This window comes from Micromonospora sp. NPDC049151 (genome assembly GCF_040648395.1).
GTDB lineage: Bacteria > Actinomycetota > Actinomycetes > Mycobacteriales > Micromonosporaceae > Micromonospora.
This window is the reverse complement of record NZ_JBEZDP010000002.1, coordinates 136,473-151,562: the sequence shown is the minus strand read 5'-3', so window position 1 is coordinate 151,562 and position 15,090 is coordinate 136,473. Positions and strand designations below refer to the sequence as shown.

The 15,090-nt window shown below is 73.7% G+C and carries 11 protein-coding genes; 6 read left to right on the top strand and 5 right to left on the bottom strand.

Annotation, left to right across the window (positions count from 1 at the left end; all coding sequences use genetic code 11):
• Positions 1-26: 26 nt before the first annotated feature.
• Positions 27-1,604 (bottom strand): ricin-type beta-trefoil lectin domain protein, encoded by a 1,578-nt coding sequence (locus tag AB0B20_RS03640; protein ID WP_357467824.1) that lies wholly within the window; start codon positions 1,602-1,604, stop codon positions 27-29.
• 503 nt (positions 1,605-2,107) lie between these two features.
• Between AB0B20_RS03640 and AB0B20_RS03635 the strand changes: the two genes are divergently transcribed.
• From AB0B20_RS03635 to AB0B20_RS03620, 4 genes are all read left to right on the top strand, one after another.
• Positions 2,108-3,109 carry a glycoside hydrolase family 11 protein gene (locus AB0B20_RS03635; RefSeq protein WP_357467821.1) on the top strand — a complete coding sequence of 334 codons (1,002 nt, stop codon included), beginning with the start codon at positions 2,108-2,110 and terminating at the stop codon, positions 3,107-3,109.
• Positions 3,110-3,243: 134 nt separating this feature from the next.
• Complete coding sequence (locus AB0B20_RS03630; RefSeq protein ID WP_302907400.1) at positions 3,244-3,672, top strand: Fur family transcriptional regulator; 429 nt, start codon at positions 3,244-3,246, stop codon at positions 3,670-3,672.
• Between the two features lie 22 nt (positions 3,673-3,694).
• Positions 3,695-5,971, top strand: coding sequence for a catalase/peroxidase HPI (katG, locus tag AB0B20_RS03625; protein WP_357467816.1), 2,277 nt, complete (start codon positions 3,695-3,697; stop codon positions 5,969-5,971).
• Positions 5,972-6,334: 363 nt separating this feature from the next.
• Complete coding sequence (locus AB0B20_RS03620) at positions 6,335-8,551, top strand: carbohydrate-binding module family 20 domain-containing protein (protein WP_357467813.1); 2,217 nt, start codon at positions 6,335-6,337, stop codon at positions 8,549-8,551.
• Positions 8,552-8,571: 20 nt separating this feature from the next.
• Here AB0B20_RS03620 and AB0B20_RS03615 read toward each other — a convergent pair whose 3' ends face one another.
• From AB0B20_RS03615 to AB0B20_RS03600, 4 genes are all read right to left on the bottom strand, one after another.
• Positions 8,572-9,747, bottom strand: coding sequence for an MFS transporter (locus tag AB0B20_RS03615; protein ID WP_357467810.1), 1,176 nt, complete (start codon positions 9,745-9,747; stop codon positions 8,572-8,574).
• A 79-nt stretch (positions 9,748-9,826) separates the two neighbouring features.
• The gene (locus AB0B20_RS03610; RefSeq protein WP_357467807.1) at positions 9,827-10,300 is read right to left on the bottom strand and encodes a hypothetical protein; all 474 of its coding nucleotides are present in this window, start codon (positions 10,298-10,300) and stop codon (positions 9,827-9,829) included.
• Between the two features lie 34 nt (positions 10,301-10,334).
• A complete protein-coding gene (locus tag AB0B20_RS03605) occupies positions 10,335-10,523 on the bottom strand; it encodes a ribonuclease (protein ID WP_357382950.1) in 189 nt (62 codons plus the stop codon).
• Positions 10,524-10,567: 44 nt separating this feature from the next.
• Positions 10,568-11,380, bottom strand: a complete 813-nt coding sequence (locus AB0B20_RS03600) for a hypothetical protein (protein WP_357382952.1) — start codon at positions 11,378-11,380, stop codon at positions 10,568-10,570.
• A gap of 111 nt (positions 11,381-11,491) precedes the next feature.
• Here AB0B20_RS03600 and AB0B20_RS03595 point away from each other — a divergent pair, with 111 nt between their 5' ends.
• Both AB0B20_RS03595 and AB0B20_RS03590 read left to right on the top strand, forming a co-directional pair.
• Positions 11,492-14,152, top strand: a complete 2,661-nt coding sequence (locus AB0B20_RS03595; RefSeq protein ID WP_357382954.1) for a cation-transporting P-type ATPase — start codon at positions 11,492-11,494, stop codon at positions 14,150-14,152.
• Positions 14,153-14,185: 33 nt separating this feature from the next.
• Positions 14,186-15,067, top strand: coding sequence for a universal stress protein (locus AB0B20_RS03590; RefSeq protein ID WP_357382956.1), 882 nt, complete (start codon positions 14,186-14,188; stop codon positions 15,065-15,067).
• Positions 15,068-15,090: the final 23 nt, after the last annotated feature.

Here is a 15,090-nt window from a genome sequence, read left to right as displayed (position 1 = left end):
GTCCGGCTGGCGGCCCGGCCGCACCGCTAGCGCAGCGACCAGGTCTGCTTCACGTTGAACACGCAGGTCCAGGCGTTCAGCGGGGCGCCCGCGGCGTGCCCGTCGACGTCCAGGCAGCGGTCGGTCGCCCGGTTGAACAGCGAACGCCGCCCCTGACTCTCGATCCACTCCCACTTCTGGGCCGGGTTGCCGCTGCACCACGCGGTCTGCACCGGCACGCCGTCGCGCTTCTCGCCCCACGCCACGTCCAGGCAGAGGCCGCCGTCGACCCGGACGCTGCCGTCGGACGCGAACGTCCACCACTGCAGGCGCTCCTCCCGGCACTGCCGCAGCACGACGCGTACGCCGTCTCCGCTGCCGCCGCTGGCGCACAGGCCGGTCTCCTTGCCGACGAGTTGCTTCGCCCCGGCCGGGCGGGCCGGTGCGGCCGGCTTCTCCGGCTCGTCCGGACGGCCCGCCGCCGGTGACGGCGTGGAGGGGCGCGTGGACGGGGACGACGACGGCTTCGGCGTACGCGTGCCAGGAGTGGGCGTGGCGGAGCCCGGCGGCGTGCCGCGCAGCCGGCCGTCGAGGGCGTAGAAGTCGGTGAACTCCCGGACCGTGCGCAGGAACGCCTGCGTGCCGGCGTCGAAGTCGCCACCGGTGTGGCGCACGGCGTCGGTCCCGTTGCGGTACGCCGCCAGCGCCAGCAGGTCCGGGTCGCCGTCGAGCGCGGCCAGTTCCCGGCGCAGCGCGCAGAGCGTGGCGCCGGCCGCCGGCACGGCCGCCTGGGGATCCCACGGCGAGGCGCCGGCCGGCCCGTGGGCACGCCACACGTCGGGCCGGAACTGGGCGATGCCCTTGCGGCCGTCGTCGCCGAGCAGGTTCGGGTCGAAGCCGGAGGAGGCCATCAGCTGGGCGGCGACCGCGGCCGGCGGCACCTGCGGGCACACCGAGCCGGCCCGCACCACCAGGCGGACGTACGCGGCGGGGACCGCCTTCGGCTGCCGCCGATCGCCCTCGCCCGGACCGGACTCGGTGAAGCCGGCCAGCCGGCCGTAGTGCGCGGCGTACCGGGTCGCCTCGTCGACGTACCCGGTCGCCGCCGCCGGCACCCCGGCGGCGGACCGGACCTCGTCGAAGCCGGTGTGGAAGGCGGCCAGCGACAGCCGCCACGGGTCGCCGGGCACGGCCGCCGCGCGCAGCTGCCCGGTCAGGTCGCACATGTGGTGCGCCAGCGCGAGGACGTTGGCGCCGGCGTCCGTGCGCTGCGCGTCCGGCCACGGTGCCCAGGCCCGCCACCGCTCGTCGTCCAGTCCGGCCAGGCCCCGCCCGCCGGACGCGGTCCGCTCGGCCCGTCCGTCCAGACCCGACTCGGCCATCAACTGGCCGGCCAGCCGCGCCGGGGTCAGCACGGGGCAGGACCGGCTCGCGGCCCGGATGGCGGTGAGCTGCTCGGCGGTGACGGTCCGGCCGGCCGGCGCGTCGTCGCGGGCGGTGGCGACGTTCCAGCCGAGGGCGGCGACCACCAGGCTCAGCGCCGCCAGGCCGGCGGCTCCGGCGGCGACGACGCCGCGCGGGATCCGGCGCGGCCGGGAGCGCGGGCCGGGGGCATCGGGGGTCACAGGCGGTCCTTCCGGTGATGGCGTACGCCGGACGGGTGTGCGACGTCCTCGGTTCACCCGGCCGGAATCGGTCCGGCTCCGATCCGGCCGCCATTGAACCGACCGGCCGGCGGGGCCGTCAATGTGGACACTCCGATGGGGCGGCCCGGGTGCGGCGACGGTGATCCGGAACGGATCCGAAAGTTTCGGAAACCGACACCGGTTCGCCCCCGGTTAGCGGCCCGCTGCCCCCTCTGTAGGCGCTGATCGGACGCCCTTTCCGGCTGCCGTAACGCCCGTTCAGGGCCCGGGCTGCGGTTACCACAACATTTCCGGAACTTGTTGACAGGATGAACCAGGGCTCCAATACTGTGGCCATCGGCGTATCTCGATTGACGTCGATGTCCCACCACCGCCGTGGCGCGGCTGTCGCCCCGGTCCCGCCGTCCGCGGGCGGGCGAGCGCACGCGGCTCGCGCCACCCGGCTGGCCGCCCGCCAGCCGTCACAGGGAGGAAACCCGTCCATGAAAGACGCCCCCGTCCGTACGGGCATCCGCAGGCGCGGACGCCTCAGGATGGTCCTCGGCGGCGCCTGCGCCGTGGCGCTGATCGCCGCCGGGGCGACGGCGGTCACGTCGGGTCCGGCCTACGCCGACACCACCGTCACGTCGAACTCGACAGGCACCAACAACGGCTACTTCTATTCCTTCTGGAAAGACAGTGGCAACGTCTCCATGACCATGGGCAACGGCGGTCAGTACAGCACCCAGTGGAGCAACATCAACAACTTCGTCGCCGGCAAGGGCTGGAACCCGGGCGGCCGCCGCACGGTCAGCTACTCCGGCAGCTTCAACCCGTCCGGCAACGCGTACCTGACGCTCTACGGGTGGACGCGCAACCCGCTGGTCGAGTACTACATCGTCGACAGCTGGGGTAGCTGGCGCCCGCCGGGCAGCGGCTACATGGGCTCGGTGTCCTCCGACGGCGGCACGTACGACATCTACCGGACCCAGCGGGTCAACGCCCCGTCGATCGAGGGCACCCGGACGTTCTACCAGTACTGGAGCGTCCGGCAGTCGAAGCGCGTGGGCGGCACCATCACCGCCGGCAACCACTTCGACGCCTGGTCCCGCTACGGCATGAACCTCGGTACGCACGACTACCAGATCCTGGCCACCGAGGGCTACCAGAGCAGCGGCAACTCCAACATCACGATCGGCGGGACCGGCGGTGGCAACCCGACCACCCCGCCGCCGAACAACGGTGGCTGCACGGTCAGCGTCAGCCGGGCCGAGGAGTGGGGCGACCGGTTCAACGTGACCTTCTCGGTCAGCGGCACCAGCAACTGGGTGGTCAACATCCAGACCCAGGGTGGCCAGAGCCTGCAGAACAGCTGGAACGCGTCGGTCAGCGGCACCAGTGGCACGCTCACCGCGCGCCCGAACGGCAACGGCAACAACTTCGGCATCACGCTCTACAAGAACGGCAACAGCAACACGCCGACGGCGAGCTGCTCCGCCGCCTGAACCTTCTTCCGGGGAGGGGGTGCCGCGCCTGGCGCGGCACCCCCGTTTCGCGTGCCCGAAGCGCGGTCATGTGACAGCCGACACACCTCGGCAAAAACTTGATTCATTCCAAAAGACCGGACTAAGGTCGTCGCATGACGGCCGACTTCGAGACGCAGCTCCGGGCGGTCTCGTTGCGGGTGACCCGGCCCCGCCTAGCGGTGCTGGCCGCGCTGCGTGACCACCCGCACGTCGACACCGACACCGTGATCGCACTGGTCCGCGCCGAGCAGCCCACCGTCTCCCACCAGGCGGTTTACGATGTGCTGCGGGCACTCACCGATGCCGGGCTGATCCGGCGCATCCAGCCGGCCGGCGCCACGGCGCGCTACGAATCGCGGGTGGGAGACAACCACCACCACGTCGTGTGCCGTTCCTGCGGCGCCATCGCCGACGTCGAGTGCGCCGTCGGCCGCGCCCCCTGTCTCACCGCCTCCGACGACCACGGCTTCGTGGTGGACGAGGCGGAGGTCGTCTACTGGGGCACCTGCCCCGGCTGCGCGGCCGACCGCACCGCCCAGTGATCCGCAGTTCGGAAGGAAGCAGATGAGCGACACCCAGGACAACCGGCCCGTCAGCCCGCAGGGCGTGGACGCCAAGGAGGCGGCCGGCTGCCCGGTCGCGCACGACTCCGTGACCGCGCACGGCAGCGAGAGCGAGAACCCGGCGATCGACTCGCCGACCCCGAAGACCGGCGGTCGTCCGCGTAGCAACCGCGACTGGTGGCCCAACCAGCTCGACCTGTCGGTGCTGCACGCCCACGCGGACAAGGGCAACCCGCTGGGGCCGGAGTTCAGCTACGCCAGGGAGTTCGCCAAGCTCGACGTCGAGGCGCTCAAGCGGGACATCACCGAGGTGCTCACCACCTCGCAGGACTGGTGGCCGGCCGACTTCGGCCACTACGGCGGCCTGATGATCCGGATGAGCTGGCACGCCGCCGGCACCTACCGGATCGAGGACGGCCGCGGTGGCGCCGGCGACGGCGGGCAGCGGTTCGCTCCGCTGAACAGCTGGCCGGACAACGCCAACCTGGACAAGGCCCGCCGCCTGCTCTGGCCGGTCAAGCAGAAGTACGGCCAGAAGATCTCCTGGGCCGACCTGCTGGTGCTCGCCGGCAACGTGTCGCTGGAGGCGATGGGCTTCAAGACCTTCGGCTTCGGCTTCGGCCGTGAGGACGTCTGGGAGCCGGAGGAGATCTTCTGGGGCCCCGAGGACGCCTGGCTGGGCGACGAGCGCTACTCCTCCGAGAAGGAGATGGTGGCCGGCGTCGGCGCGACCGAGATGGGTCTGATCTACGTCAACCCCGAGGGCCCGCGCGGCAACGCCGACCCGCTGGCGGCGGCGCACTTCATCCGCGAGACGTTCCGCCGGATGGCGATGAACGACGAGGAGACCGTCGCGCTGATCGCCGGTGGCCACACCTTCGGCAAGACCCACGGCGCCGGCCCCGCCGACCGGCACGTCGGCCCCGAGCCGGAGGCCGCGCCGCTGGAGGCCCAGGGCCTCGGCTGGCTGAGCACGTACGGCGAGGGCAAGGGCGGCGACACGATCACCAGCGGTCTCGAGGTGACCTGGACCGACCGCCCGACCGAGTGGAGCAACCGGTTCTTCGAGATCCTCTTCGGCTACGAGTGGGAGCTGACCACCAGCCCCGGCGGCGCGAAGCAGTGGGTCGCCAAGGGCGCCGAGGCGATCATCCCGGACGCCCACGACCCGTCCAAGAAGCACAAGCCGACCATGCTGACGACTGACCTGTCGCTGCGCGTCGACCCGGCGTACGAGAAGATCTCCCGCCGCTTCCTGGAGAACCCGGACGAGTTCGCGCTGGCGTTCGCCAAGGCCTGGTACAAGCTGCTGCACCGTGACATGGGCCCGGTCAGCCGTTTCCTCGGCCCGTGGGTGCCGGAGGCCCAGCTCTGGCAGGACCCGGTGCCGGCTGTCGAGCACGAGCTGGTGAACGACGCCGACGTCGCCGCGCTCAAGGCAAAGGTGCTGGAGTCCGGCCTCACCACCGCCCAGCTGGTCTCCACCGCCTGGGCGTCGGCCGCCAGCTACCGCTCCACCGACAAGCGCGGTGGCGCCAACGGCGCGCGGATCCGGCTGGAGCCGCAGCGCAACTGGGAGGTCAACCAGCCCGAGCAGCTCGCCACCGTGCTGTCCACCCTGGAGGGCATCCAGCAGGAGTTCAACGCGGCCGGTGGCGCCCGGATCTCGCTCGCGGACCTGATCGTGCTGGCCGGTTCGGCCGCTGTCGAGCAGGCGGCGCGCGACGCCGGTGTCGAGGTGGCGGTGCCGTTCCACCCGGGCCGCACCGACGCCACGCAGGAGCAGACCGACGTCGAGTCGTTCCGGGTGATGGAGCCGCGCGCCGACGGGTTCCGCAACTACCTGCGGCCGGGCGAGAAGACCCAGCCGGAGGTGCTGCTGATCGACCGCGCGTACATGCTGAACCTGACCGCGCCGGAGATGACCGTCCTGGTCGGCGGCCTGCGCGCGCTCGGCAACAACGTCGGTGGCGCCGCGCACGGCGTGCTCACGGACCGGCCCGGAGTGCTCACGAACGACTTCTTCGTCAACCTGCTGTCCCCGGGCACCCGGTGGAAGGCCGCGGAGTCCGAGGAGCACGTGTACGAGATCCGGGACCTGGCGACCGACCAGGTGAAGTGGACCGCCACCGCTGTCGACCTCATCTTCGGCTCCAACTCGCAGCTGCGGGCGCTCGCCGAGGTCTACGCCAGCGACGACGCGCGGGAGAAGTTCGTCCGCGACTTCGTCGCCGCCTGGACGAAGGTCATGGAGCTGGACCGCTTCGACCTGGCCTGATCCGCCACATCTGAGCGAGCCCCGGTCCGTCGCGCCGCGACGGGCCGGGGCTCGTCCGTGTCCGGCGGGTGTCGGGCGCACCCGCAAACGCTGGAAAATCTGTTCGGAAGTTGCGGTCTTCCCGCGAAGTGAGCCAACCCCTCCCGCGCATCGGGAACCTCCTCCGATGTCCGGCCGTGCTGTCCAGCGTGGATCGCCGCTGGTGAACGTAAATCCGTCCCCATTCGTGTTGCCTGCTGGTTTCGAAAACTTTGCCGCAAGCTCTTGCAAAGAATTTCATGGATGGCGCATGGTGTTCGCTACCCGGGACGGCCGCCCCACCCCCGCTCGCCCTTTCGACCCCACGGAAGAGGTCCCCCGACCATGCCATCCGCCAGGCCACACCCCCGTGGCCGTGCCGGTCGCCTGCTGCTCGCCGCCGCGCTCGTCGCGGCCGGCGGCACTGTCGCCGTCGCCGCTGCCACCACCACCCCGACCCCCGCCCGCGCCGCCGTCGTCCTCAACGACAGCGAGGTGACCGCCAACCTCTGGGAATGGAACTGGACCTCGGTCGCCGCCGCCTGCACCGACCACCTCGGACCGGCCGGCTACGGCGCGGTGCAGGTGGCGCCGCCGCAGGAGTCGGTGAAGCTGCCGGCCAGCGTCGACGGCGCGTACCCCTGGTACGAGGTGTACCAGCCGGTGTCGTACAAGCTGGACAGCCGGTTCGGCAACCGCCAGCAGTTCGCCGCCATGGTCACCGCGTGCCACAACGCGGGTGTCCGCGTCTACGTCGACGCGGTGGTCAACCACATGGCCGGCACCAACAACCCGGCCGGTACGCGCGGCTACGCCGGCACCGAGTTCTCCGGCTACAGCTACCCGGCCGTGCCGTACGGCGCCGGCGACTTCCACCGCCCCGGTGACAACTGCCCGACCGGCGGCGCGATCAGTGACTGGAACAACGAGGCCCAGGTCACGAGCTGCGAGCTGCTGTCGCTGTCCGACCTGTACACCGAGAAGGAAGCGGTCCGCAACAAGATCGCCGGCTACCTCAACGACCTGATCGGGCTCGGCGTCGACGGCTTCCGGGTCGACGCGGTCAAGCACATCCGCAAGGACGACTTCGCGGCCGTCCTCGGCAAGCTGAACAACACGGTCGCCGAGGGCCGGCGTCCGTACGTCGCGCAGGAGATCTTCGACGGGGCGAGCAATCCGGCGTTGCAGGCCCGCGCGTACATCGGCAACGGCGACGTGCTCGACTTCGCGTACGCCAAGGGCATCCGCTCGGCGTTCCAGGGCTCCGTCTCGGCGCTGGCAAACGTGCCGAGCTGGAACCTCGACGCGCCCGGCGCGAACGTCTTCGCCATGGTCACCAACCACGACCTGGAGCGCGACGGCGTGGTGCTGTCGTACAAGAACGGCACCGACTACGTGCTGGCCAACTACTTCGCGCTTGCCTATCCGCACGGCAAGCCGTCGGTCTACGACAGCTTCACCTGGTCCAACCGCAACCAGTCCCCGCCGCACGACGGCACCGGACGGGTCACCGACACGGTCTGCGGCACCGCCTGGACCTGCCTGAGCCGCAGCACCGGCGTCAAGGGCATGGTGGGCTGGGCCAACACCGCCCGCCAGGTGAAGACCGTCTCGGACTTCACCACTGTGAGCAGCAACGTGATCGGCTTCCACCGGGGCGACCGGGCGTGGATCGGCATCAACGACTCCGGCTCCGCCACCACCGCCACCTTCGTCACCGGGCTCGCCGACGGCCGGTACTGCGACGTCATCTCCGGCGTCGCCACCGGCAGCGGCTGCACCGGCTCCACGGTGACCGTCTCCGGCGGCCGGGCGACGGTGACGATCCCGGCCAACGACGCGGTCGCGATCCACGTGAACGCCCGGCCGGGCGCGAGCCCGTCCCCGACGGCCTCCCCGACCACTTCTCCGACCGCGTCGCCGACGGCCTCGCCGACCGCGTCCCCCACGGTCAGCCCGAGTGACCGGATCGCCACCATGTTCACCGTCACCGCGAACCTGGCCGCCGGCCAGGACGTGTACGTCGTCGGCGGCATCCCCGAGCTGGGCTCGTGGACGCCCGCGCGCGGCGTCAAGCTCACCGCGCAGGGCGGCGGCACCTACCGCGCCACCGCCGACCTGCCCCGGTCCACCGCGCTGGAGTACAAGTTCGTCAAGCTGACCGCCTCCGGTGCCGCCACCTGGGAGTCCGGCGCGAACCGGACGCTCACCACGCCGGCCGGCGGCACGGCCGCGGTGACCGAGACGTTCCGCGGCGACACCGTCAGCACGGCTGTCGCCACCACGTTCGCCGTCACCGCGACCACCGTCTACGGGCAGAACGTGTTCGTGGTCGGCAACATCCCGGCGCTCGGCGGCTGGAACCCGGCCAGCGCGGTCGCGCTCTCGTCGGCCGCCTACCCCGTGTGGCGGGCCACCGTCGACCTGCCCGCCAACACCGCGGTCGAGTACAAGTACGTCAAGAAGAACCCGGACGGCACGGTGACCTGGGAGTCCGGCGCGAACCGGACGCTCACCACGCCGGCCGGCGGCACCCGGGCCGTCAGCGACACCTGGCGCTGACGATCGTGCGGCCCGTCCCCTCACCCCTGGGGGACGGGCCGCATCCGCGCGGTCAGGCGGCCGCGAACGACCAGCGCCGCGGCCAGGCACACCACTGCGGCGAGCACCAGTGGCGGCCGGCCGCCGACGGCGACCGCCGCCGACCCGAGCGGGATGGCGAGTGTGATCGGGCCGAACATCGCCGTGTTGGCGCTTGCGGCGACCCGCCCGAGCATCGCCTGCGGCGTGTACGTCTGCACGGCGGTGACCGCCGCGACGAGCGTCCACGGCAGACCGACGCCGATCACCACCGAGGCGGCGAGCGTGCCCGGCCACCACGGCAGGCAGCGTCCCAGGCAGCCGGCGGCGAACAGGACGGCGCCGGCGACCCCGACCGTGATCTCGCCGTGGCGGCGGACGAGCCGGCCGGCGACCAGCCCGGCGAGCAGCGAGCCCCCGCCCTGCGCGCTCGCCAGCACGCCGAGAAAGGTCGCCGGCAGCGCCAGGTCCGTCACCACCACGTCGTACAGCGCCGCGGTGGTGAAGCCGGACATCGCGATGGACACCGCCGCGAGCGCCACCGGCACGCGTACCGCCCGCCGGGCAAGGAGCGCGGCGAGCCCGTCCCGCACTCCCACCGGGCGCGCGGGCGGGGGAACGGGTGCCGTCCGCGTCAGGCGTAACGCGCCGTACAGGGCGGCCACGAGCACCGGTACGACGGCGGCGAGCACCGCGACGACGTGCCCGCCCCGCCACGCGTACAGACCCGCCCCGGCCAGCGGCGCCACCAGCTTCATGCCCTCCTGCGCGCTCGACCGCCAGCCGTTGACGTCGGCCAGCCGGGCCGGCGGGAGCGCGGCGGGCAGCAGCGCGGTCTCGCCGGCGTCGACGAGCACGTAGCCGACGCCGTAGGCGAGCGAGACGGCGTAGACCAGCCATGCCTGGCCGGGCCCGCGGACCGCCAGCAGGCTCAGCAGCGCGGCGGCCAGCGCGAGGTCGACGCCGATCACCAGGGGGCGCCGGGGCGCCCGGTCGAGCAGGCCGCCGAGCCACGGTCCGGCCAGTGTCGGGGCGTAGACGCAGAGACCGGCCAGGGCGGCGAGCCCGGTGGAACCGGTGAGGTCCAGGATCCAGATGCCGGAGACCAGCGCCATGGCGCTGCCGCCGAGGCCGGACAGCAGTGAGACGGCCACGAACAGGACGGCGTTGCGACGCATGGATCCCCCGAACGGTTGAGTCCGATGGACTCACATCCTTCCGAGTTGAGCCATGACGAGGCAATGTGTCGATCACATGTCAACGAAAGGTTGACAGTGCGGTGGTGATGCGCCGGGCCGCGTCGCGTGCCGGGCCGGGCAGCCGCTGCCCGGCGCCGGCCAGGTCGTCGGCGAGGTGTGCGGCCAGCGTGTGCAGTGGCCCGGCGGCGGCGTCGAGCGCGAGCGCGCAGGTGCGGCGCGTCAACGCCGCGCGGGGGAAGCGGCCGTCCCACGCACGGTCCGCCTCGATCCAGCGGTGCAGGTCGGTGACGCCTGCCCGGAGCGCGGGCAGATCGGGGGAGCCGGCCGGGTCGAGCCGGCTCAGCCGGGCACGGCGGGCCGCCACGAGGCGTTGCCGGCGCTGCTCGGCGGCCTGCCGGCTGGCCAGGCCCAGCGCCTGCGCGATCTCGGCCCAGGTGGCGCCGTCGTGGCGGGCCCGGTCGATCAGGTCCAGCTCGCGGTCGTCCAGCGCGATCCGGGCCGCGGCTATCTCGGACAGGCTCCCCAGGTTCACCCGTCAACGCTACATTGACATCCGGGTCGGTGTGTCAGTCCTCCGGGACGCCCGGGCCGACCTCGCCGCGTGCCAGGTGCTCGGCGTTGCGGTCGGCCTCGCTCTCGGCGTTCTCCGCCCCGGCGCCCGGATCCCGGGTGCGCCGCCCCTCCGCGTCCTGGAACACCTGCCCGCGCTCGAGCGCGCCCTCCTGCTGCCGCTGGGACTGCTCCGGATCCGTCATGCCCGTCAGGTGCCCCGGCCGTCGCGCGGCAAACCGGCACGTGCTCAGCGCGGCGGTGAGACGTACAGGCCCGTCTTGCAGCCGGTCTCGCCCGGTTCCAGCCAGATCCGGTCGTACCCGGGAGAGTCGATCTTCCCGGCGGGCGTGCGGACGAGCAGCAGGCAGTCCCGTTCGGCCGGTACGCCGACGGCGGCGACGAGCGCGCCCTCGTGCACAGTCGTGTCGACCGTGATCCACTCCTGCGGGAAGGCCGCCCGCACCGCTGCGGCGAGCGTGGCGGGGGTGGCGTCGCGCAGCACCGCTGTCAGCCGCTTCCGCCCGTCCTCGGGCAGGCGCGGCACCGGCGCGGCAGTGGGCGGCGGGGGAGCAGCGCCGCTCGGGCAGCCGATCTCGTGGTACGTCGTGTAGCGGTAGAGCTGGAACTCGTAGCGGTAGCAGCGGACGGCCTCACCGGCGGTGTTGCTCGCGCCGCCGATCGACACCGCCGGCTGCTCGGGCACCGTCACCACGAACCGCACGTCGACGGTGGCCCGCTCGTCCCCGGCGGTGCGGCCGGACCAGGCCAGCGCCTCCCGCCGGACTGCCGCACCGCCGCCCGACGTGGCGTCCTCCGTCTCCTGGACGATCTCGGCCGCCGCGATCGACCCCGCGTCGCGCACCCGGTTACGGTGGCCCAACTCCGTGTTGAGCTGCTTCGCCTCCACCGCCGCGGCGTCGCGCGCCAGTGTGTCGCCGCTCTGCTCCCCGATCGCCTTCCCGCAGCCGACCGACGCGAGCAGAAGCACCGCGAGCGCGCCGCGGACCCACCGGTGACCCGAGTGAGGTCTCGGCCCGGTGGCGCTGAGTGTCCGGCTCACCGCGCAGACATTACCGACGAGCCGGGCGCCGCGCTGCCCCGTACCGCGCAGGGCCGTTGGTCCCGGGCCCGGCGGGCCCTCGGGCCTGCTAACCGGGGACAATCGCGCGGCATGCTGGTAATGCCCGGCGCGGGCGGCGACGACATGGAGGACGATGTGGTGATCAACGGCGGGCCCGCTACAGCGACGACGCCCACCGAGATCTCTCCGGCCCCCGCGACCGGGCTCGGCTCCGCCGAGGCGGCCGCCCGGCTGCGCGCCGACGGGCCGAACACCGTGGCCGCCCCGCGCAAGCGCGGCCTCGCCGGCCGGGTCCTCCGCCAGCTCACCGACCCGCTGGTGGCGCTCCTGCTGGCCGCCGCAGTGGTGACCACGCTGCTGCGCGACTACCCGGACACCGCGGTGATCGTCCTGGTCGTCCTGATCAACACGGCGATCGGCGTGGTGCAGGAGGTACGCGCCGACCGGGCGGTCGCGGCGCTGGACCGGCTCGCCGCGCCGACCGCGCGCGTCGTACGCGACGGCCGCGACCTCGTGCTGCCCGCCGCCGACCTGGTCCGCGGCGACCTGGTCCGGCTGGAGGCGGGCGACGTGGTGCCCGCCGACCTGGGCCTCACCGACGCGGTACGCCTCAGCCTGGACGAGTCGGCGCTGACCGGCGAGTCGGTGCCGGTGGCCCGGGTCGCGGGGGAGGAGGCGAGCGCGGGCACCGTGGTCACCACCGGCCGTGCCACCGGAACCGTGGTACGTACCGGCGCGGCGAGCGCACTGGGCCGGATCAGCGCCCTGGTCGCGGCGACCCGGCCGGCGCCCACCCCGCTGCAACGACGCCTCTCCTCGCTCGGCCGGGTGCTCGGCCTGACCGCCGTGCTGCTCTCCGGGCTGGTCTTCGCCATCGGCGTGCTCGACGGGCGGCCGGTCACGCAGATGGCGGTCACCGCGGTCAGCCTCGTGGTGGCGGCCGTACCGGAATCGCTGCCCGCCGTCGTCACGCTCGCGCTCGCCCTGGGCGCGCGCCGGATGGCCGGCAGCCGGGCCATCCCCCGCCGCCTGCACGCGGTGGAGACCCTCGGCTCGGTCACGGTGATCGCCTCCGACAAGACCGGCACGCTCACCGAAGGCCGGATGGCGGTGCAGTACGCGGTCGTCCCCGGCCGCGACCGCTACGCCGTCACCGGCACCGGCTACGCGCCCGACGGCGAGGTGCACCACCGGGGCGAACCGGTGAGTGCCCCCGACGAGCTGCGCGCCCTCGCCCGCGCCGGGCTGCTCTGCAACGACGCCACGGTGAGCGCGCCCACCGACGAACGGCCGGAGTGGACCGCCATCGGTGACCCGCTGGAGGCGGCGCTCGTCACGTTCGGCGCCCGGTGCGGTCTGGACCCGGACACCACCCGCGACGCCTGGCCCCGGGTCGCGGAGGCCCCGTTCGACCAGGACCTGCGCCGGATGACCACAGTGCACCGCCGTAGCGACGGGCGCTACCTGATGGTCTGCAAGGGCGCACCGGAGAACCTGCTGGCCGCGCCGCTGGTGGACGCCGACGCCGGGGAACTGGCCGAGCTGACCGACGCCGCGCACCGGCTCGCCGCCGAAGGGCTGCGCGTGCTCGCGGTCGCCTCGGCGGTGGCCGACACCCTGCCGGACCCGGCCCGGCCGACCGGCCTGCGCCCGCTGGGCCTGGTCGCGGTCGGCGACCCGCTGCGCGCGGCGGCGCCCGGCATCGCCGCGGGTTTCGAGGAGGCCGGCATCCGGCTGGTCCTCATCACCGGCGACCACCCGGCGACCGCCGCCGCCATCGGCGGGCGGCTCGGGCTCTGGCGCGACGGCGACCCGCTCGCCAACGGCGACGACGGCGACCCGGGCCGCGCCCACCCCGAGACCCGGGTGTACGCGCGGACCCAGCCGGAGCAGAAGCTCGACATCATCGCCGGTCTCCAGACCCAGGGCCACGTGGTGGCGATGACAGGTGACGGCGTCAACGACGCCCCGGCGCTGCGCCGCGCCGACATCGGAGTGGCCATGGGCGGCGGCACCGAGGTGGCCCGGCAGGCCTCCGACCTGGTGCTCGTCGACGACGACCTGACCACCGTGGCGACCGCCATCGGCGAGGGCCGCCGGATCTACGACAACATCCGCCGGTTCCTGCGCTACGCGCTCGCCGGTGGCGTGGCCGAGATCGCGGTGATGCTCCTCGGTCCGCTGTTCGGCCTGCCGGTGCCGCTGCTGCCGGCGCAGATCCTCTGGATCAACCTGCTCACCCACGGCGTTCCCGGGGTGGCGCTCGGCGCGGAACCGGCCGAGCCGGGCACGCTGCGCCGGCCACCCCGCTCCCCGCAGGAGTCGGTCCTCGGCGGCGGCCTGGGCCGGGACGTGCTGCTCACCGGCGCGCTGATCGCCGCGGCGACGCTCGGCGCCGGTGTGTGGGCCGCCGCGGCGGACCGGCCGTGGCAGTCGGTGGTGTTCGTGGTGCTCGGCCTGGCCCAGCTCGGCGTCGCGCTGGCGGTCCGCGCGACCCGCACCCCGGGCACGCGCGAACGCAACCTCGCGCTGCCGGTGGCCGTCGCGATCTCCGCTGTGCTCCAGGTGGCGGGCGTGCTGCTGCCGCCGCTGCGCGAGCTGCTCGGCACGTCCCCGCTGAGCGCGCTCGACCTGCTCGCCTGCGCCGCGATCGGTGTGCTGCCCGGCCTGGTGCTGCGTCTGACCCGCCGCTTTCGCGGGACCAACGACCCCCACGCCGGGACCGCGGGCCCTGCCCGGCCGGCCGCCTGACGGGCAGGCTGAGGACGAGTGAAGGAGGACGACATGACGCTCCACTCGCAGGCCCCCGTCGTGGTGGGTGTGGACGGCTCCGCCGCCTCGCTGGACGCGGTCCGGGTGGCCGCCCGTGAGGCCGCCGACCGGAACCGCCCGCTGCAGGTGGTCCACGCGTTCATCTGGCCGCTGACCCGCGCGCCGCTCACCCCGGCCCCGGGTGCGCCGGCCGGCGCCGGCCTGCGCAACCAGGCCGAGCGCTGCGCCGCCGAGGCGGTCGCCGAGGCCCGCAAGGTCGCGCCGGACGTACCGGTGACCGGCGTGGTGGTCGACGGCGCTCCGGCGGCGGTGCTGGTCGCCGAGTCCCGCGACGCGGCGCTGGTCGTGCTCGGCCACCGCGGCCTGGGCGGATTCGCCGGTCTGCTGATCGGCTCGGTCACGCTCCAGGTGTCGGCCCGCGCGCACTGCCCGGTGCTGGTGACGCGCGGCGAGGCGCGCGCCGACGGCCCGGTCGTGGTCGGTGTGGACGGCTCCGAGCTGTCCACGGCGGCGGTCGGATTCGCGTACGAGGAGGCCGACCGCCGGAGCGCGCCGCTGATCGTGGTGCACGCCTGGCTGTACCCCACTCCGATCGGCCCCGGCGACATCCTCCCCCTGGTGTACGACCCGGAGGCGCTCGCCGAGGAGTCCCGGCGCGTCGTCGCCGAGTCGATCGCCGGCTGGGCCGAGCGTTACCCGGACGTGCCGGTGCGGCAGCGGTCGATCTCCGGCGCCCCGGCCCGGGTGCTGGTCGAGGAGTCGAAGGACGCCCAGCTGGTCGTGGTCGGCGCGCACGGCCGCGGCGCGCTGGGCGGGCTGCTTCTCGGCTCGGTCAGCCACGCGGTGCTGCACCACGCCCACTCGCCGCTGGTGATCGTGCGCCACGGCGCCTGACCTCGCGGGCGGCGCCTGACGCC